Below are 18834 nucleotides of genomic sequence, written 5' to 3'. Positions count from 1 at the left end.
CTATAACCCCAAATTTATTTTTTAAATTTGGGGCTCATTTTTTATTATGGCAAAAACGAAGAAGGAAACCCCGTTAATGACACAGTATAATACCATCAAGGCGAAATACCCTGATGCACTGCTGTTATTCAGGGTTGGAGACTTTTATGAAACGTTCGGGCAGGATGCTGTAAGAACATCTCAGATCCTGGGCATTGTTCTTACCAAAAGAGCTAATGGAGAAGGACATATAGAGCTGGCAGGATTTCCACACCATTCAGTAGACTCCTATCTTCCAAAATTGGTAAGAGCAGGGATGAGGGTGGCCATCTGTGATCAGCTGGAAGACCCCAAAATGGTCAAAGGAATTGTAAAAAGAGGTGTTACAGAGCTTGTGACACCGGGGGTTACATTCAATGATCAGGTATTAAATTCAAAAAAGAATAATTTCCTTCTTTCTCTGCATAAAGAAAAAGAGAAGTACGGAATTGCCATGGTGGATGTTTCTACCGGCGAGTTTTTGGTGAGCGAAGGAAATCTGGAAAAGATCCTTCATATCATCAATACTTTTGATCCCAGCGAAATTGTGTATCAAAGAAGTGTTCAATTGCCGGAACAGCTCAAAAATAAAAGTGCTTTTAAGCTTGAAGACTGGGCTTTCCAGTATAATTTTGCCTACGAAAAACTGACTTCCCATTTTAAAACGAATTCTTTAAAAGGTTTTGGTACAGAAAATCTTCCACTGGCTATTACAGCAGCGGGAGCCATTTTCGCTTACCTGGTAGAAGATACACACCACAATCTGCTGGCTCATATCACAAAGCTTCAGATCATTCCGCAGGAAGATTACCTGATGATGGACAACTTTACCCTGAGAAACCTTGAAATTGTTTATCCAAGTAATCCACAGGGAAAATCGCTCCTGGATATTATTGATAAAACATCTACCCCGATGGGTGGGAGGTTGTTGAGAAGAAGAATTATTCTTCCGTTAAAATCTGTGGAAGAGATTATGAGAAGACTTTCCCTGATTGATTTCCTGAATGAGCATGATCATCTGAAATATGAGATCTGCCAGCTGCTGAAATCCATCTCAGACCTGGACCGTCTGATGGGAAAACTGGCTGCAGAAAAAATATCCCCGAAAGAACTTGGCTATCTGCGCCAGAGTCTGATCAATATTCATCAGATTAAAGAGTTGCTTCATCCGCATGCTGATGTTCTGGCCTGGCTGGAGCCGTTATTTGATATGGAGGAACTGATCAGATTTTTGCAGAATCATCTTAATGATGAACTTCCGGTGAATATCTCCAAAGGAAATATTATCAAAGAAAGTATCTCGGAAGAGCTTGACCGATTGAGAAATCTCCAAAGTAAAGGCCGTGGTTTCCTGGATGAAATGTGCCAGAGAGAAATAGAAAGAACGGGAATTTCAAGCCTTAAAATCGATTTTAATAACGTTTTCGGATATTATATAGAAGTAAGGAATGCTCATAAAGATAAAGTTCCCGCTGATTGGTTGAGAAAACAAACGCTTGTCAATGCAGAGCGTTACATCACCGAAGAGCTGAAAGAATATGAAAGCCAGATTCTGGGTGCCGAAGAAAAGATAGGCGTTCTGGAAAATGAGCTGTATAGAAATGTGTGTGCCGAAACAATGGTCTATATGGATCAGATCCAGGGAAATTCCAATATTATTGCACAGCTTGATGTAGCGGTGGGACTTTCGGAACTGGCTGTTTCAGAAAGCTATACGAAGCCTGTTCTTAATCAGGGATATGCCATTGACCTTAAAGAGGCAAGGCATCCGATCATTGAAAATGCACTTCCTCTGGGAGAAAAATATATTCCGAATGACATCTTTTTAGACAAAGACTCTCAGCAAATCATTATGGTGACGGGCCCGAACATGGCCGGTAAATCAGCAATTCTGCGTCAAACGGCTATTGTATGTCTTCTGGCTCAGATTGGAAGTTTTGTTCCCGCAAAACATGCTGAGATCGGGATTTTAGATAAAATTTTCACAAGGGTAGGGGCTACCGATAATATTTCGGCTGGCGAATCTACTTTTATGGTAGAAATGAATGAAGCTGCCAATATCCTGAACAATATTTCGGAACGTAGCCTTATCCTTCTGGACGAAATAGGCCGTGGGACATCTACCTACGACGGGGTTTCTATCGCATGGGCTATTGCAGAATACCTTCACCAGCATCCTACGCAGGCAAAAACACTCTTTGCAACACATTATCATGAATTGAATGAAATGACTGTGAATTTTGAAAGGGTGAAGAATTTTCATGTTTCTATACAGGAAAATAAAGGAAATATCATTTTCTTAAGAAAACTGATTCCGGGAGGAAGTGAACACAGCTTCGGTATTCATGTGGCCAAACTTGCAGGAATGCCTGCAAAAGTGGTCAACAGGGCCAATGAGATCCTGAAGACCCTTGAAGCCAGCCGCACACAGAGTACGGGAACTTCCGAAAGCATCAAAAGGGTAACCGAAGAAAATATGCAGCTTTCTTTTTTCCAGCTTGATGATCCTGTTCTGGAAAACATACGTGAAGAACTCACGAAAATAGACATCAATACATTAACACCGATTGAAGCATTAATGAAGCTGAATTCGATAAAAAAAATGATTGGGGGTTAGTTTGAGCAGCCTTTTTGATCGATCTGTATCAATCTAAATATAAGGAAATGACCGGATAAATTCCGGTCATTTCCTTATATTTATTATGGCGATTAACAGCAGTATCCATCACTACCTTTCGGTCCGATAATCATGAAATGACTGGGTACTCCTCTGAGTTTACACAGGCCTTCAGCACATGAAGCGCCTCCGTTGATCTCTTTCAGCTCTTTTTTTGTAAGTTTTCTGCTTTGAAAGTTTGATTTTTTCATACCAATTATTTTATGGTTAATTTAAATTCTTAACAGCAGTATCCGTCCTGAATACCATAAACGCCATACAATTCTACTCCGGTCACCGGATCAATACAGCTTACGACTCTTGGACATACAGGTCTGAAGCCTCCACTGATTTCTTTCAATTCTTTTTTTGAAAGCTTTCTTGGTTGAAGATTTAATTTTTTCATAATAATTTTAATTTGGTTATAGCTAATTTACATTTTATTTTATATAATTCTATTATCGGTGATAAAAAATTGATAAAAAATTAAAAATCATTAACAAAGTTTAACAGATTGATACTTAAAGAAAAGGAAAGCATTTACTAATTTTAAGCATGAAGAAATTATTAAGTATATTCATCCTTTTTGTATCTTTTGCTGCTTTAAGTGCTCAGCAGACAAAAGTTTCCATTTTGAAATATGAAGATCTTGAAAAACGTATTCAGAAGGATAACGATAAGTTACTGGTTGTCAATTTCTGGGCGACCACGTGTGCTCCTTGTGTGAAAGAACTGCCTCATTTTATGGAGATTAATAACAAATTGAAAGATCAACGAAATTTTAAAATGATTTTAGTTTCATTGGACAGGCTTGCGGATAAAGAAAGAGTATTGAAATTTATAAAAAATAAAAATCTTACCGCCAAAGTGATCCTGCTGGATGATATTAAAAGAATGAATACCTGGATTCCAAGGTTTGAAAAAAGCTGGGACGGAAATATTCCGGTAACGATCTTCTATAAAAATGGAGAAAAAGTGCATTTCAATGATGGTGAAATGAGTAAAGAAGACCTTGAGAAGACCATCAATAACAATTTAAAATAAAAAAAATATCATATGAAAAATCTGAAAATTTTAATGGCTGCATTTATTGCCGGGCTTGGGCTTCTGAGTTTTACGACAACAGATGATAAAGCAAAAGCCTCTCAAAATACATCTGCAAAGTCTTCTGTAAAAGGATATGAAGTTGGAGATGAAGCCGCTGATTTTAAGCTGAAGAATATTGACGGTAAAATGGTTTCTTTAAGCGATTTTAAAAGTGCAAAAGGATTTATACTAGTATTTACCTGCAACCATTGCCCATACGCGAAAAAGTATGAAGAAAGGATCGTGGAGCTGGATAAAAAGTTCAAGGATCAGGGCTATCCGGTTATTGCCATTAATCCCAATGATCCCAATGTACAGCCGGAAGATGGCTACAAGCAGATGATCGAAAGGGCTAAGCAGAAGGGCTTTACTTTTCCTTATCTGGTGGATGAAGGACAGAAGATTTATCCTTTGTATGGAGCGACAAAAACGCCTCATGTTTTTGTCCTTCAGAAGGAAAACGGGAAAAATATTGTAAAGTATATTGGTGCTATCGACAACAATTATGAAAATCCGGACGATGTATCAGAATATTATGTTCAGGATGCCGTAAATGCCCTGATTAAGGGGGAGCCTGTAAAAATGACAAAAACGGTAGCCATAGGATGTACAATTAAAGTGAAGAAATAATATCTTTGCTTTACCATCTATACTGAATCGGTATTCCAAGAATACTGATTTTTTATCGCTAAAAATTGAATTCTGCTGCATTATTCAATAGGAGCGGGCTTTAGCCCGCTTAACTAATAATCAGTTAAAGGCTTTAGCCGAAATCTAAACACATGAAATTTAAATTCAGCCCTACCTATCTTCTTCTCACCATCTTCATTTTCCTGACAGAAGTTCTGATTGCTACAAAACTGGCGGATATTTTCTTTGTAAGGGCCTATCTTGGTGACGTGATAGTCGTTATGCTTCTGTACACATTTGTTAAAACCTTCGTGAAGATTAATGATGAAAAGCTTATCCTTGGGATCTTGATTTTTTCCTGCATCGTAGAATTTGCCCAATACTTTATGGTTGCAGAAAAATTAGGCTTCCGTCCTGGAAGCCTGATGTATATTGTAATTGGAAATTCTTTCTCATGGATAGATATTCTGTGTTATGCTGCAGGATGCCTGCTGCTTTTCCTTGGACTGAAGTTTACCCAATCGAAAAAAGAGAAGCAGACTATTGCAGGCTGAATACCAAAGGTTGCCTCATGATGCTCCGGACTTTTTTGCCATTCTGCTCCGCAGGAATCCATTGTGTTTTGATCATTTTTAGAGCCCTTAAAAATTCATCTCTTACCATTTTATATTCATAGGATTCTATTTTAATATCTACCATATTTCCTTCTGCATCTACAATAAAAGTAGCAATAGCTTTAGCTTTCATAATCTCGGCTTTTACTAATGGAGAGGTCCGGAAATTCTTTAAAATTTCCTTTACAAATGCCTGGTGTCCGCCAGGAAACGACGCAATCTGCGATGGCCCGGGTTCTGCATCTACCGATGGCTTCGGATCCGGAATTACAGTTAAATCTTTTTGGGCAGCAATAGAAACAGTCCAGAATAACAAAATAAAAAGCAAATATTTTTTCATAAGGTAAATCTTATCTTCCAAAGCTGTCATATTTATCTTCAGCATATTTTATAAAGCGGTTAAGCAAGGCTACATTCTCCTTTTCCATTGGAGAAAGTTCCTTATCAACATTATTTGAAACAGGAATATACCAGTCCGTCTGTTCAAAGAAATACCTGTAGGTTTGCTTTTTAAAAGAATAACCATGCCTTGCAAAAACAGAATTTTTGATGATTTCAAGATCTATTTTCCGTAAGTTTTTCAGGTCTTTTTCAGATAGCTTTTGCTTCGATGCATTCAAATTAAAAATCGCTTCAGAAGCTACCCTGTTTTTAGAAGTCGTATAGCTTTCCGTTTTTCCGGTTTCTTCATCTGTATATTTTTCCACAAAATCTTTTGGATTGGACCAGTCGACGAGATCGGAATCCTTATCCAGCATAAAATTCGGGTTGTATACAAAATCTTTCTTTGAAAGCTTAATGATTTTTAAAGGTGATTTTACTGCTGTTTTATTAAAAGCATTCCATTTTCCAGTGATGCTGTCACCGCTTAATTTCACTTCAAACCGGCCGTCTGTTTTGTCATTTCCAGGCTCATCCAGTACAAAAGATTTTGTGCTTTCATTAAAAATGCCTCTGAAGGGCCTCTGATTTCCATTAACAATACTCTGTCCGTAAACACTGTCTTTCGTTATTCTGTTGATTTTTAACGAAATTCTCTTATTGATGGTGCCTTCATATTCAGAGCCGTCGGTTTCATCTACCATTTTTTCCACCCCGGCAAAATCTCCGGTATAAATTCCGTAATATTCTTTGTAGCTTTCAGGAATTGCTACAGAATCTTTTTTGGCGATCACCGAATCTTTTCCTGTTTCGCTCATTTTTCCATCTTTCTTACAGCTCAGAAGAGAAACTGCCAGCATGGAAGCGAGGGTGTAATTTAGAATTTTCATATATGTTTTTTTGCAATTAAATATTCAATTAAAAGGATATTGGGAATCCAGCCCAGCCATGCAATGATCTGGTAGACATCCATAGGGTTTGGGTGGAATAAATATACAATAATAACTTTCCAGATCCGTAAGGTGAGCGCAGATAAAGTAAGTGCAAAACTTCGCCACATCCATTGTTTGTGCTCTTTAAACCTTTTCTTTCTTGCCGATTGATAGGCTTTATACGTAGTAAACCACCAAAGAGATCCTAAAATAACGAACGAAACTTTAGATAAAAAGCTTCCGTTGGCAAAAAATCCCATATAGATTCCGGACGGTGCGGCCAGAATCAGAATTAAAAAAATATAGACTTTGCCAATATTCCTGTGAAAATTTTCAATCCCGAAATTTTTTCTGAGAATAGCCAGAAATCCAGAAATTAGCACAAAAATACTGGTATACACATGGGTGTAGAAAAAAGAAAGATATTCCGGTCTGTCATGAACTTCCGTCTGCTTGATCATCAGAAAACTCACATTAGGATTGAAAGGAACGTATTCCAGCGTAATTTTAAGCATTAACCAAAAGAAATATCCAAACCCAAACATCAAAAGGGTTTTTAATAAAAGAGGAATATTTTTTTTAATGGCAAGCATTTTTATCTTTAAATACTTATACTCATAGGGATTTCATACCAGGTCTTAATGGGTTGGCCGTTACGCATGGCAGGCTTCCATTTTGTTTTAATCCTCTTAATCACACGGGTCATTTCTTTATTCATGGAAGGTTCATCGCCTGTTGTTGAAATGGAACTCATACTGCCATCAGGATGAATTAAAAATTTTGTAACAGATTTCAGTTTTCCTGAGGCATTAAGCCTGGAATGGTCAAATTCAGATGAGATATGTCTTCTCAAAGCTGTCATTCCGCCAGGAAATTCAGCAGGAATGTCTGTTTCAAGAAGTGGAGAAACAACAGATTCAAGAGCATTCGGCTGCTCCGGTGTTTTTTCTTTTGTTGAGACCTGTGAAAAGACCAACTGAGTTCCTAAAAGCAAAAATAACATTGATATTTTTTTCATCATGATAAATTATTTAAATGTTGTGCAATAAGCCATCCTTCACTCCAGCATGCCTGAAAATTAAATCCTCCCGTCACAGCATCAATATTCAGAACTTCTCCGGCAATGTGAAAATTCGGGAGAAGTTTTGAGGACATGTTTTTGAAGTTAATTTCCTTTAAATCAACACCTCCGGCAGTAACAAATTCGTCTTTAAAAGTAGACTTCCCACTTACTTTCAGCTTTTTATTGCATAGGTTTTCAAGAATTTTCTGCATTTCTTTCCCTGAAATATTCGAGATCTGTTTATTAAGATCAATCTGTGAAACGGTTAATATTTTCTGCCAGAACCTGTTGGTGATTTCAAAAATCTTTGCCTGTCCGATCGTTTTCTTGGGATTTGACTGTTTAAAATTATGGAAGCTTTCTTCAGCATCATCCATAGATTTTGAAATAAAATTCACTTCAATTTCAAATTGATACTTCAATTTTGCAAGGTTTATCGCTTCCCACGCGGAAATTTTCAGAACAGCCGGTCCTGAAAGTCCCCAGTGCGTAATCAGTAAAGGTCCGTTCTCCTCAGTTTTTAAAGCAGGAATTGAGATTTCAGCATTTTCAAAGCTGGTTCCGGGAATATCCTGTAAAAGCTCATCTTTAATATTGAAGGTAAAAAGCGACGGAACAAGATTCACAATTTTGTGGCCTAAATTTTCAACGATCTTTAGTGATTTCGGAGAACTTCCTGTTGTATAAATGATATAATCTGCCTGAAAATCCCCCAAACTGGTTTTAACAAGGTATTTTTCATCTTGCTTTTCTATTTCTTTAACGGAACACTTTGTTTTGACCTCAACCTTTTTATTCTGAATTTCATTCAGGAACGTATTGATAATCGTCTGTGAAGAATTGCTTTCCGGAAATACCCGGTTGTCATTCTCTATTTTCAAAGGTACATTGCGTTGGTCAAACCATTCCATCGTGTCTCCCGGCTGAAATTTGGTAAAAACGCTCAACAGTTCTTTATTTCCCCTCGGATAAAACTGCACCAGTTCCCGGGGATCAAAACAGGCGTGTGTGACGTTGCAACGTCCGCCTCCGGAAATTTTTACTTTCTGAAGTACATCCGAGTTCTGCTCCAGGATGGTGACTTTATATTTTTTTTCGTCAAGATTCGATGCGCAGAAAAAGCCTGCCGCACCGCCTCCGATAATGATGATCTGTTTCATGTAATGGTAATCCTATGCTGAAGATTATTTTTTCAAAAGTACAATTTTTATAAACCATCTTATTTGAGTAATTTTGAAGATTATAATTTAATCATACTAAAAACAACTTTTACATGATTTTTTACCATAAATTTGAAGTACGCTGGAGTGATCTTGATGCCAACAAGCACTTAGCCAATTCATCATATGTACAATACTGCGCCCAATCCAGAATGGCCTTTATGACCAAAGAAAAGATGGGAGTAACCCAGCTGAGCCGATGGGGAATCGGACCAGTAATCCTGCATGAAAGATATTCTTTTTTCAAGGAGATATATGCCGACCAGACAGTAATTGTAAGTCTTGAGATCGACGGATGTTCGGATGATTCTTCCATCTACAGATTTCTCCATAAATTCTATACACCGGACGGAGTGCACTGTGCCACGGCAGAGGCTACGGGAGTTTGGATCGATATGATGCTGAGAAAAATGACTACTCCACCAGATGATGTGGTAGAAGCAATGAATAAATATAAAAGCCCTGAAACCATAGTCATGAACAGGGAAGACTTCAAAAAGCTTCCTTTCCAGCCAAATAATGTGGATCCTGCAGAATTTAGCTAATTCGAAGTTTAAAGTTCACAGTTCAATGTTGAATGTCTTTAGTACATTTTACACTGGACATTAATACAAAAGAAATTATGTTTGAAGATAAATCACAGGAACTGACCCCCATCTCTAAATTAGGAGAGTTTGGTCTTATAAAGCATTTGACACAATATTTTCCACTATTGAATGAGTCTTCGGAACTCGGAGTAGGAGATGATGGGGCAGTTATCAATCCTGGAAATAAGAAAGTTGTTCTTACAACGGATGTACTTGCAGAAGGCGTTCATTTTAATTTAGGCTACGTGCCTTTAAAGCATTTAGGCTACAAAGCAGTTGTAGTAAATCTCAGCGATATTGCAGCGATGAATGCTGTACCTACGCAAATTCTGGTTTCTCTGGCAGTTTCCAACCGTTTTCCGGTGGAAGCTTTGGAAGAGATCTATTCAGGAATTCAGGCTGCATGCACAAGATATAAAGTAGATCTGATTGGTGGGGATACCACAAGCTCTAATTCAGGATTGGTGATGAGTATTACTGCCGTAGGGATTGAAAATGATGAGAACATTGTAAAAAGAAGCGGTGCCAAGCCGAATGACCTTCTGATTGTGAGCGGAGATCTTGGCGGGGCTTATATGGGACTTCAGATCCTTGAAAGAGAGCATGCTATTTTCCTTGCAGACCCTAATATGCAGCCGGAAATGGAAGGCTACGACTATATTCTGGAAAGACAGCTTAAACCGGAAGCCAGAACGGATGTTAAAGGGATTTTGAAAGAACTGGATATCAAACCTACTTCAATGATTGATATTTCTGATGGTTTGGCTTCAGAGATCCTTCACCTTTCTGACCAGTCTAAAACCGGTTTCAGATTATATGAAGAAAAGATCCCAATGGACAGTCTCACGATTTCCACAGCGGACGAAATGAATCTTAACCCGGTCATGACTGCATTAAGCGGTGGCGAAGATTATGAACTGCTGTTCACCATTTCGCCCAATGATTTTGATAAGATTAAGAATCACCCTGATTTCACTATTATCGGTCATGCGGTAGAAAAGGAGGAAGGAAATTATATGGTAGCAAGAGGTTCCAATCAGCTTGTTCCTCTGACGGCACAGGGCTGGGATGCTTTTTTAGGGAATCAGCAGAACGGATAAGTTAAATCGCATTTAGCTTGAAGATTATAAAAGCCACAGCATTCCCGCTGTGGCTTTTTCTAGGCAGTAATTCTCCGATCTTATAGATTTTATTTTTTTTCCAATAATTGAATATAATACGATGGGGTCATTTTAGCCCTGTTTTTAAAAGCATTGATAAAGGTAGAGGCGCTTTTGTAACCAATCTCTTCAGATATTGTTTTAATAGTATATTTCCGGAGCTTAGGATTTTCAGTTAATTCTTTTAAAATATAACTGATTCTCAAATCATTTACATACTCTGAAAATGTCATCCCTTTATGCTGATTTATTATTTGGGACAAATAAGTGGTGTTCGTATTAACCTGCTTTGCAATATGGGAAAGCTTGAAATCGTTAGCCAGAAATTTTTTATCCAGCTCCATTAAAGTAATTTTTTTAAGAATCCGTCTGACCAGTTCATCTTCTATTATCAAAGGAACTTCCTCTTTTTGAGCTATAACAGGATAAATACTGGAGTTATTAACGGAATCAGTCCTTTTGGGTAACTCTGAGAAGGTGATCTTTTTTCTTTTATTATTTCTATAAGTGATATAAAGTATTATTATGGAGAATATCAATACGATTAAAGCAATTGACAGGAAACTATACCTTTTATTTTCTTTTACCATTTCTTCGGATAAAGCCTTTATTTCCTGCTGTTCATGCATTATCAGGAAAGAATGTCCTGAAGTATCCCAGTTTTTTTTCTTTTCCATTTCAGCCAGGCTGATTTTTGCAAACTTATAGGCTTTTTTATGATCTCCAGTGTTTTCATAGTTAATGCTCAGTAAATGACACATTTTTAATTTGCTTTCATAGGTATGGTTTACTTTATTATTTAGCTTATTGATGTAGTAAAATGCGGAGTCAGTTTTATTGAGAAATGTATATATTTCCGCTTTTCCAAGCCAGGTTGCCTCGCTTGAAATATTTTCTTTCATAAGTATTGAATCCTTTTCACATGTATTGTAGAGAGATAATGAATATCGGTATTGCTTTTTCAGCAGAGCAATATTTGCCAGATGGTCAATAAGTATATTTTTGGAATGTTGGGAGTAGTTTAGTGAGCTTCTCAGTACATTATAAGCCTTTTCATAATTAATTTTTGAAGAATCCAGATACGTCTTTTTGCCGGTATCTTTAAACCATTTAATAAATGCATCTCCCTTTGCATTATAAGTAACAGCAATCTCTTCCGGCTTAGAAAAATGACTATAAAGAATATTTTCTGTATCCAGCCGTATGTCATTTAGCCTGAGATCCAGGGCCTGAATTCCTTTTTTGTAGTTTCCTAATTCTATATTCGCAACAGCAAAAAACAGCCTTTGTTTTTTCTTCTGTACAGGGTTCATTTCTTTAGAAAAAAGTTGAATATATTTTAATCCCTTTGAAACATTCCCTAGTCTCTTTTCAATATAAAACAGTCCTGATATGCCAATATGTTTCAGATTTTCATAATCTGCAGATTTAAGTTGGGGCTTATTTTTTTCAATCTTATTCAATATAGATAAGAAAGCCTTCTCTGCATTCAGATATTCACCTTCCTTATATATAGTAGAGGCAGAATCAAGCTTAATCAGTAAATCATAACGCAATGGATATTCAGAAAGACGTTTGAATTTTATATTTTCACTGTTCAGTTTGAAATGCACCAGATCCATCTGATCTTTTTTTATTAATCCATCTATTTCTGTTGAGAATTTTTGATCCGCCGTACTTTGAGAAAATGTTTTTAGGCCTATAAGAAAAATAGGTACAATTAGTACTTTTTTTATTAAAATCATTTGTGCGTGTGTTTGTATTTTCAAATTTATTCAAAAATTATATTCAAGATATACAAATAGGACACTTTTTGGTGATAAAAATTACGGTAACTTATAATAATTGATTGATATTCAATATTTTATTTGTAATCAAATTTATAAATTCATTCAATGAATTTATAAATTCAATGTATATCCCGTTTTATAGAATTTAAAGTTTGAATAGTTTTACTCAGATATATTATTTAAAAACTCTAATAAAGTGATGAAAGAATTTTACTCTGGATTTCTTAGCGAATAATGACAGTTTTTTACAAGTTTATGTGCTCAATAGAAATATAAAATTAGAATTCTAGCACATTATAAATCATTATAGAATTAAATCTTTGAATGTCAAATAATCTTTAAAGAGTTGAATTCTGTAAGTAGTAAACTAAATAATAGTCTATAAAAAAAGCTTTATGAAAAAATCTTTATCAATTTTGGGCTTAATTATCTTTGGTTCACTTTTTTCCCAGAACATTGCTTTTGACAAACTGTATGGCAATTCAGATCCAACCCATTATTATTTAGGACATTATCCTGTAACCAGCTCAGATGGATTAGATATTAACTGGTATGGAGGTATTAAGCTTCAGACATCTGCAGGGGTAGGGATTCAGCTTTTGAATAATGGTAATGTAGGTGTAGGGACGAGTGATCCTTCATCAAAACTAACGGTGCATCACGATGGAGCCCCAGGATCTAGTCAATTAGAATTAAGAACAAGTCATCTAAGAAATCCCGAGAGATATTTTATGAAAAATACAATATTCGGGACAGGAATCGAAGATGTAACGTTCTCATTAAGGCATGACGGGCAAATGTTTGTAGGAGGGAATGTGGGAATTAAAACAGAACCTCACCCTGATATAGCTTTTAAAGTAAATGGAAGAGCCCAGGTTATTACAGATATAGACAGTGATACTTTTTATGTTGGGAATACGGGTTCGAATATTGGTAGCGGTTCATCCCTTGTTTTTTTAAGATATGGTCAGTATCAGCCTAATAATCCCGGAGTTTTGGATGTTGCAGGCTGGCCAACTTCCAGTGCTTATGAACTGATGTTTTCACTTAAAGCAAACGGCAAACTTTTTTTAGGGACTTCCAGTAATATTTCTTGCTCAGATTGTAATGACTACAGACTATTTGTAAAGAACGGGATAAGAACTGAAAAAATAAAGGTAGATATAGCCTCTGCAAACGGCTGGGCAGATTATGTCTTCAAAAAAGATTATAAACTCAACAGTTTGGAATATGTTGAAAAGCATATTGAAGAAAAAGGACACTTACCAAATATTCCTTCTGCTAAAGAAGTAGTGGAAAACGGAATTAATCTGGGTGAAATGAATGCTAAACTTCTTGAAAAAATAGAAGAGCTCACACTATATGTCATTAAACTTAACAAGGATTTTAAAAAGCTTGAGGAAGAGAATAACAAACTCAGAAACAACAGTATTCTTGCTAAATAAACTATTATCAAAATTAAATAATCATGTGGCTCGAAGAGCTAACATAATAAAACTAAAAACTTCTTATGAAAAAAATTCTATTATTCGCATTAGTTTCATGTTCGAATTTTTATTTTTCTCAATCTTGGAATTTAACCGGAAATTCGGGAACAAATCCAACTGATAATTTTATTGGAACAATCGACGATAAGGAACTGGTCATTAAAACTAATAATATGGAAAGGTTAAGGGTTTTTGCTGGCCCTTATGCTAACGGTATGGTGATAGGCAATGTAACGGCAACAGGTACAGCAAGAGGAAGATTGGAAATTGCGAGTGTACTTTGTAACGGCTGTGCCTCTAACTGGTCAGTACCCTCAGATATTGTTATTAGAAATCTGGGGAGCAGGAATATGGAATTTCATATGCCCAATAACAATGCAATTGATCCAAATTCAGATGTAACCACTCCTAACTCACCGGGAATTACAAAAATAAAATTTTCGGATAGTGTTCATAAAAGCAACCTTGTAGTATTCAATACAGGAAAAGTAACAGTAGGAACAGATCAGTACGACAGCGATCCTAACTATATCTTCTATGTGAGAAAAGGGATAAAAGCAGAACAGATAAAAGTTGAAAGCCCTTCTGCAAACGGTTGGGCCGATTATGTGTTCAAGAAAGATTATAAGCTTAACAGTTTAGAATCGGTTGAAAAGCATATTGATGAAAAAGGACACTTACCGAATATCCCTTCTGCTAAAGAAGTAAAAGAAAACGGAATCAATTTAGGGGAAATGGATGCTAAACTTCTTGAAAAAATAGAGGAGTTAACCCTATATGTTATCCAGCTTAATAAAGACGTAAAACAATTAAGGGACGAAAACAAGGAGCTTAAAAAAACAGTAGAATCACTGAGCAAGTAGAATCGGAGAAAGGGATCAATCTTTTCTTGCCACTTATGATAGCTGCCTTTATCGGATAACAATGGTAAGGCTGTTCCCAATCTTTTATAACAAACACACATTAAACCTTTCCACATGCAGAAAATCTACCATAAATCTATATTAGGGATTGCTGTGATGTTCTTTTTTTCATCCTACGGACAGACCAAAGATGGATTAAAAACAGATCCGCAGGAACGCGAAATCCAGGCTTTTCAGAAAAAAGTACAGGATTATACACAAAAGCAAAAAAATGAAATTCAAAGGCTTAAAGGCTTAGGTCATAAAGAATTCATTTCTGAAAATGGGAATGAAAAACAGCTTATAGGAGCTGACGAGAGCGGAAAGCCAATGTATTATACCACTCTTAATGCCGGAGCAGCAAAAATGACAAAGGCTGATAATCTCTATCCGGGTGGCGGAATTGGACTGAATATAACCGGAAACAATATGGTTATTGGTCAGTGGGATTATTCCAAGCCAAGAATAACCCATCAGTTATTAACCGGAAAAATCAATACTTATGATACTTCACAAAATCAAACGATTTCCAGGCATAGTACTAATATAGCAGGGACATTGGCTGGGAATAACGGTGAGGCGGAAGCCAGGGGAATTGCTTACGAGGCAAAAATCAATGCTTATGACTGGGTAAATGATGTTCAGGAAATGCTCTCCGAAGCCTATAACGGGACAACAGGAATATTAGTTGCCAATAACAGCTATGGTTTCGACCCTATGTATCTCCAGACCTATCAGTTTGGAAAATACAATGTAACGGCACAATCATGGGATAATCTGATGTATCTAAAGCCGTATCTGCAAATTGTAAAAGCAGCCGGAAACGCAAGAGAAATAGATCCCGGTATTGTCCCTCAGGTTTCTGCTAAAAATGGATACGACTTGCTCGAAGGAGCAGGAGTTGCCAAAAACGTTCTGGTTGTAGCTTCAGCAAAGAAGAATATCAATATGAGTTCTGATGAAGCGTTTGATATTTCAGCATTCAGCAGCTATGGACCTACAGATGACGGAAGGATAAAGCCTGATATCTGTGCTCCTGGAGAAAATATATATTCATCCATTGAAACATATGACGCAGCATATGGCACCTACAGGGGAACCTCTTCGGCAGCTGCTGTCGTTTCCGGGATCATTACACTCCTTCAGCAATATTATAAATCTGTAAGCCCGTCACAAAAGTATATGCTTTCTTCTACAGTAAGAGCATTACTGGCCCATACCGCAAACGATAAGGGAAGTGAAGGCCCCGATTATATATACGGTTGGGGACTGGCAGATGCAAAAAGAGCATCTGAAGCCATTTATAATAATATTGAGGGAATTATTAATAATGAAAAAAAATCAACATTAATAAAAGAAGTTACTTTAAATCAAGGGAATAAATATACTCTGTATGTGGTTCCCTATGAAACCACTCAGCCATTATCTGCTACAATTTCATGGACAGACCCTCAGGGAAATACCGTGAATAATGTGGTAGACCTCAGCAATCCGAATGTAATTAATGATTTGGATTTGAAGATTGTAAAAATAAACGCGAACGGAACGGAGAGTACATACTACCCGTGGAAATTGGGAGGGATGAGCAATCTGACAGGAGCTGCAACAAATACATCTACAAACGATGTAGATACCATAGAAAGGGTTGATATTAAGAATCCTGAGAAAGTAACCTATAAGATTATTGTTTCCCCAAAAACAAATACAACTCCTTTGTTACCAAATGGGAATCAGACATTTTCAATTGTAGTTTCGAATGTAGATTTCTGCTATAAAGAAGATCTGAAAACCCTTGTAAGCCCTGCAGATGATATTACAACAACTCAGACAATATTAGCGAAACAGATCGTTGCAAGCAATAAAGTCATTGCTCCGGTACAAGGTGTTGAATATATCGCATCCAGGGATATTCTTTTACTTCCAGGATTCCAGGTTGAGCAGGGAGCTGGTTTTCATGCTTTTATAACACCATGTTTTGATGTTATTTCTGCTTTCAGGTATATGGCGCAGCAAAGGGTTGGTGCAGGAGCTCTTTCCGCAACCAGCAACGGTGTGGCACTCGAGCATTTTACCCTGTTCCCAAATCCGGCAAAAGAAGAAGTAAATATCAGATTTTTCCTACAGAGCGAATCTGCAATCAAAATTTCAGTATATGATGCTTCAGGTAAGCTGGTATCAACGGATCAGAGCTCTACGAAATTTCCAAAAGGAGAATTCATAAAGACAATAGATACAAGATCTTTTTCTCAGGGAATCTATATGGTTTCTATAGAAACTGCAGAATATAAGGAAACAAAAAAACTGATAATAAAATAAAAACGCTTTACATGAAAAAAATATTTACGGTTCTCAGCGTTTTACTTGTCTGTATTTCGAATGCCCAGTCTCCCGGCGGAGTAGGTGGTACAAGTGTTTGGTATAAAACCAACTCGCTTCAGACCCCTTCTCTGATGTATCAGGATTACAGCGGCAACCAGCATCAGATACAAGCTTTAACAGGAGCCAATAAACCGGCCTATTCATTACTTAATTATAATGAATGTTTAAATTTTGATGGAACAGATGATTTTTTAAAGTTTCCTTTTGTGATAGAAACAATGGATAAGCTGAATTTTTTCACCGCTTATCAGAACAAGAATCCCACACAGGAATCTGCTTTGTTTACAACAGATAATACAGATGAGAAAGAGCTGTTTTACAGTACTAAAAATGTTTTCAGATATAATAATGATCAGATTAATTTCATTAATACCAGTACAATAGATACTCTGGCTTCTTTCAGTCTGTACTCAAAGTTTGGAACCCCTTCAGCTAAAATCACTAAAGTTATAGGTAAAACCGGGCTTTCATCAATGTATATCGGAAAAGATGAAGGAAGCCATCAATGGCAAAACTTTAAGGGAAAGCTTCCTGAGTTTTTTGCTTACGGAAAGATTCTTACCCTTAATGAAAGAAACAGGGTGAATTCCTATCTGGCTGTAAAATATGCCATTACCATGCCTTATACGGAATACCTGAGTTCTAAAAATAAAAAAATCTGGAGACAGGCCGATTTTAATGATTATCCCGCCCGTATCACGGGTATTGCAAGAGACGGATATTCAGATCTTTATCAAAAACAGGCTACCAGCTCATCAGAACCCAAAAGACTGATTATTGCAGCAAAGAAATTAGCGGCAGACAACAGGTCAAATGATGCTCAATTTGCAGATCAGAGCTTTTTGGTCTGGGGTGATAATAAAAAGCCCTTGGAGCTGGATAATGATACTTTCGGATATCAATTGTTAAAAAGAAAATGGAAAGCGAGATTTACCTCTGAAAACTCACAAACAATTCCAACGGAAGTGGTTTTTTCCATTAAAGATATTATTCAGCAAATTCCGGCAGATAAAAAACTTTGGCTCCTGGTGGATAGAACAGGGCAGGGAAATTTTAATTCCTCCAACATTGAAGCCTATCCAATGGATCATATTGATAATGATCAGGGTGTGCATTTTAAAGATGTTGTTTTTGATCAGGACTTATCAGGAACGGATGTTTTTTCATTTGCTTTAGGAAATAAGATTTTATCTATCTACGAGATTACCCAGCCTACATGTACCGTTACAAACGGAACGCTTAATTTAAATATTAAAGGAGGGAAAGCCCCGTTTAATGTGGCTCTTACCGGTAACGGGACTTCGCAGAATATCACCGTTCAGACTTCACAGGTATCATTTCCGAACTTAGCAATCGGCAATTATCACCTGGTAATTAAAGATGCTGATAATAATATGACATCCTATGACTTTTCAGTCAGCGATTTCAGTACTATTAATTTAGACCTTGGTCCGGATGTGGCAATTTCTTCAGGAAATGCGGCCCAGTTTAATGCATCCTCACACATTACAGATCCTCATGCTGTATACTCATGGACTTCTGATAACGGATTTACGAGCAGCTCTCCGGAAATTAATGTTTATGAACCGGGCGAATACACTGTAACGGTAACAACATCAGATGGATGTATTAAAAAAGATACGGTAAAAGTGACAAGAAAACGTGAAAACGGAATTGTAATTTACCCTAATCCGGTACCTAAAGGACAGCCATTTACCATTAGAATTATTTCAGATAAAATAGAAACGGTAGATATAAAAATCCATGACGGATCGGGAAGATTGGTAAAAACCATCCAGGACAAAGGCAAGGATTATTATGAAATAAAAGATACACTTCCAACAGAAGGGGTATACTTAATTATCGTTAAGACTTCGTCTGAAATCAAAGTATTCAAGCTAATTGTACAAAACTAATATCATGTCCAGG

The 18834-nt window shown here is 36.8% G+C and carries 18 protein-coding genes; 10 read left to right on the top strand and 8 right to left on the bottom strand.

The window, feature by feature from the left end; all coding sequences use genetic code 11:
- Positions 1–46 precede the first annotated feature (46 nt).
- Positions 47–2635, top strand: coding sequence for a DNA mismatch repair protein MutS (mutS, locus tag DRF60_RS01860; RefSeq protein WP_116010416.1), 2589 nt, complete (start codon positions 47–49; stop codon positions 2633–2635).
- Positions 2636–2727: 92 nt separating this feature from the next.
- Here the strand turns inward: mutS and DRF60_RS01855 are convergent, their stop codons facing one another.
- Both DRF60_RS01855 and DRF60_RS01850 read right to left on the bottom strand, forming a co-directional pair.
- Entirely contained in the window at positions 2728–2886 is a 159-nt protein-coding gene (locus DRF60_RS01855) for a bacteriocin (RefSeq protein WP_116010415.1), read from the bottom strand.
- Between the two features lie 29 nt (positions 2887–2915).
- The gene (locus DRF60_RS01850; protein WP_116010414.1) at positions 2916–3080 is read right to left on the bottom strand and encodes a bacteriocin; all 165 of its coding nucleotides are present in this window, start codon (positions 3078–3080) and stop codon (positions 2916–2918) included.
- Positions 3081–3229: 149 nt separating this feature from the next.
- On the opposite strand from DRF60_RS01850, the gene DRF60_RS01845 reads away from it, so the two are divergent.
- From DRF60_RS01845 to DRF60_RS01835, 3 genes are all read left to right on the top strand, one after another.
- Positions 3230–3718, top strand: a complete 489-nt coding sequence (locus DRF60_RS01845) for a TlpA family protein disulfide reductase (protein WP_116010413.1) — start codon at positions 3230–3232, stop codon at positions 3716–3718.
- A 12-nt stretch (positions 3719–3730) separates the two neighbouring features.
- Complete coding sequence (locus tag DRF60_RS01840; RefSeq protein ID WP_116010412.1) at positions 3731–4390, top strand: thioredoxin family protein; 660 nt, start codon at positions 3731–3733, stop codon at positions 4388–4390.
- A 152-nt stretch (positions 4391–4542) separates the two neighbouring features.
- Complete coding sequence (locus DRF60_RS01835; protein WP_116010411.1) at positions 4543–4944, top strand: ribosomal maturation YjgA family protein; 402 nt, start codon at positions 4543–4545, stop codon at positions 4942–4944.
- On the opposite strand, the gene DRF60_RS01830 is transcribed toward DRF60_RS01835, so the two are convergent.
- Genes DRF60_RS01830 through DRF60_RS01810 form a run of 5 tightly spaced genes read right to left on the bottom strand, consistent with a single transcriptional unit; the run spans position 4931 to position 8540 of the window.
- Positions 4931–5389: an energy transducer TonB gene (locus tag DRF60_RS01830; protein ID WP_123902614.1), complete on the bottom strand. Its 459-nt coding sequence runs from the start codon at positions 5387–5389 to the stop codon at positions 4931–4933. The genes DRF60_RS01835 and DRF60_RS01830 overlap by 14 nt on opposite strands.
- The gene (locus DRF60_RS01825; protein ID WP_116010409.1) at positions 5355–6275 is read right to left on the bottom strand and encodes a YARHG domain-containing protein; all 921 of its coding nucleotides are present in this window, start codon (positions 6273–6275) and stop codon (positions 5355–5357) included. The genes DRF60_RS01830 and DRF60_RS01825 overlap by 35 nt, the downstream gene beginning before the upstream one ends.
- On the bottom strand, positions 6272–6910 hold the full coding sequence (locus tag DRF60_RS01820; protein WP_116010408.1) for a DUF2306 domain-containing protein: 639 nt from the start codon (positions 6908–6910) through the stop codon (positions 6272–6274). The genes DRF60_RS01825 and DRF60_RS01820 overlap by 4 nt, the downstream gene beginning before the upstream one ends.
- 8 nt (positions 6911–6918) lie before the next feature.
- On the bottom strand, positions 6919–7338 hold the full coding sequence (locus tag DRF60_RS01815) for an energy transducer TonB (protein ID WP_116010407.1): 420 nt from the start codon (positions 7336–7338) through the stop codon (positions 6919–6921).
- Positions 7335–8540 carry a BaiN/RdsA family NAD(P)/FAD-dependent oxidoreductase gene (locus tag DRF60_RS01810; RefSeq protein ID WP_116010406.1) on the bottom strand — a complete coding sequence of 402 codons (1206 nt, stop codon included), beginning with the start codon at positions 8538–8540 and terminating at the stop codon, positions 7335–7337. Before DRF60_RS01810 ends, DRF60_RS01815 begins: the two co-directional genes overlap by 4 nt.
- Positions 8541–8653: 113 nt before the next feature.
- On the opposite strand from DRF60_RS01810, the gene DRF60_RS01805 reads away from it, so the two are divergent.
- Together DRF60_RS01805 and thiL are read left to right on the top strand one after the other, a co-directional pair.
- Complete coding sequence (locus DRF60_RS01805; protein WP_116010405.1) at positions 8654–9145, top strand: acyl-CoA thioesterase; 492 nt, start codon at positions 8654–8656, stop codon at positions 9143–9145.
- A 77-nt stretch (positions 9146–9222) separates the two neighbouring features.
- A complete protein-coding gene (thiL, locus tag DRF60_RS01800; protein ID WP_116010537.1) occupies positions 9223–10287 on the top strand; it encodes a thiamine-phosphate kinase in 1065 nt (354 codons plus the stop codon).
- An 89-nt stretch (positions 10288–10376) separates the two neighbouring features.
- Here the strand turns inward: thiL and DRF60_RS01795 are convergent, their stop codons facing one another.
- Positions 10377–12092, bottom strand: a complete 1716-nt coding sequence (locus DRF60_RS01795; protein ID WP_116010404.1) for a helix-turn-helix domain-containing protein — start codon at positions 12090–12092, stop codon at positions 10377–10379.
- Positions 12093–12532: 440 nt separating this feature from the next.
- Here DRF60_RS01795 and DRF60_RS21495 point away from each other — a divergent pair, with 440 nt between their 5' ends.
- From DRF60_RS21495 to DRF60_RS01775, 4 genes are all read left to right on the top strand, one after another.
- Positions 12533–13582, top strand: a complete 1050-nt coding sequence (locus tag DRF60_RS21495; RefSeq protein WP_238639953.1) for a hypothetical protein — start codon at positions 12533–12535, stop codon at positions 13580–13582.
- A 65-nt stretch (positions 13583–13647) separates the two neighbouring features.
- Positions 13648–14487, top strand: coding sequence for a TMF family protein (locus DRF60_RS01785; protein ID WP_116010403.1), 840 nt, complete (start codon positions 13648–13650; stop codon positions 14485–14487).
- Between the two features lie 114 nt (positions 14488–14601).
- Entirely contained in the window at positions 14602–16842 is a 2241-nt protein-coding gene (locus DRF60_RS01780) for a S8 family serine peptidase (protein ID WP_116010402.1), read from the top strand.
- An 11-nt stretch (positions 16843–16853) separates the two neighbouring features.
- A complete protein-coding gene (locus DRF60_RS01775) occupies positions 16854–18821 on the top strand; it encodes a T9SS type A sorting domain-containing protein (protein WP_116010401.1) in 1968 nt (655 codons plus the stop codon).
- Positions 18822–18834 lie beyond the last annotated feature (13 nt).

Source organism: Chryseobacterium elymi, assembly GCF_003385495.1.
Classification (GTDB): Bacteria; Bacteroidota; Bacteroidia; order Flavobacteriales; family Weeksellaceae; genus Chryseobacterium; species Chryseobacterium elymi.
This window is presented reverse-complemented; position numbering and strand designations above follow the sequence as displayed.

What these genes read in the sequence shown, in the direction of transcription:
- DRF60_RS01850 (WP_116010414.1), bottom strand. Translation starts at nt 3,080, where the DNA reads ATGAAAAAATTAAATCTTCAACCAAGAAAGCTTTCAAAAAAAGAATTG.
- DRF60_RS01830 (WP_123902614.1), bottom strand. Translation starts at nt 5,389, where the DNA reads ATGCTGAAGATAAATATGACAGCTTTGGAAGATAAGATTTACCTTATG.
- DRF60_RS01835 (WP_116010411.1), top strand. Translation starts at nt 4,543, where the DNA reads ATGAAATTTAAATTCAGCCCTACCTATCTTCTTCTCACCATCTTCATT.
- mutS (WP_116010416.1), top strand. Translation starts at nt 47, where the DNA reads ATGGCAAAAACGAAGAAGGAAACCCCGTTAATGACACAGTATAATACC.
- DRF60_RS01785 (WP_116010403.1), top strand. Translation starts at nt 13,648, where the DNA reads ATGAAAAAAATTCTATTATTCGCATTAGTTTCATGTTCGAATTTTTAT.
- DRF60_RS01815 (WP_116010407.1), bottom strand. Translation starts at nt 7,338, where the DNA reads ATGATGAAAAAAATATCAATGTTATTTTTGCTTTTAGGAACTCAGTTG.
- DRF60_RS01855 (WP_116010415.1), bottom strand. Translation starts at nt 2,886, where the DNA reads ATGAAAAAATCAAACTTTCAAAGCAGAAAACTTACAAAAAAAGAGCTG.
- DRF60_RS21495 (WP_238639953.1), top strand. Translation starts at nt 12,533, where the DNA reads ATGAAAAAATCTTTATCAATTTTGGGCTTAATTATCTTTGGTTCACTT.
- thiL (WP_116010537.1), top strand. Translation starts at nt 9,223, where the DNA reads ATGTTTGAAGATAAATCACAGGAACTGACCCCCATCTCTAAATTAGGA.
- DRF60_RS01825 (WP_116010409.1), bottom strand. Translation starts at nt 6,275, where the DNA reads ATGAAAATTCTAAATTACACCCTCGCTTCCATGCTGGCAGTTTCTCTT.
- DRF60_RS01820 (WP_116010408.1), bottom strand. Translation starts at nt 6,910, where the DNA reads ATGCTTGCCATTAAAAAAAATATTCCTCTTTTATTAAAAACCCTTTTG.
- DRF60_RS01840 (WP_116010412.1), top strand. Translation starts at nt 3,731, where the DNA reads ATGAAAAATCTGAAAATTTTAATGGCTGCATTTATTGCCGGGCTTGGG.
- DRF60_RS01845 (WP_116010413.1), top strand. Translation starts at nt 3,230, where the DNA reads ATGAAGAAATTATTAAGTATATTCATCCTTTTTGTATCTTTTGCTGCT.
- DRF60_RS01775 (WP_116010401.1), top strand. Translation starts at nt 16,854, where the DNA reads ATGAAAAAAATATTTACGGTTCTCAGCGTTTTACTTGTCTGTATTTCG.
- DRF60_RS01795 (WP_116010404.1), bottom strand. Translation starts at nt 12,092, where the DNA reads ATGATTTTAATAAAAAAAGTACTAATTGTACCTATTTTTCTTATAGGC.
- DRF60_RS01780 (WP_116010402.1), top strand. Translation starts at nt 14,602, where the DNA reads ATGCAGAAAATCTACCATAAATCTATATTAGGGATTGCTGTGATGTTC.
- DRF60_RS01805 (WP_116010405.1), top strand. Translation starts at nt 8,654, where the DNA reads ATGATTTTTTACCATAAATTTGAAGTACGCTGGAGTGATCTTGATGCC.
- DRF60_RS01810 (WP_116010406.1), bottom strand. Translation starts at nt 8,540, where the DNA reads ATGAAACAGATCATCATTATCGGAGGCGGTGCGGCAGGCTTTTTCTGC.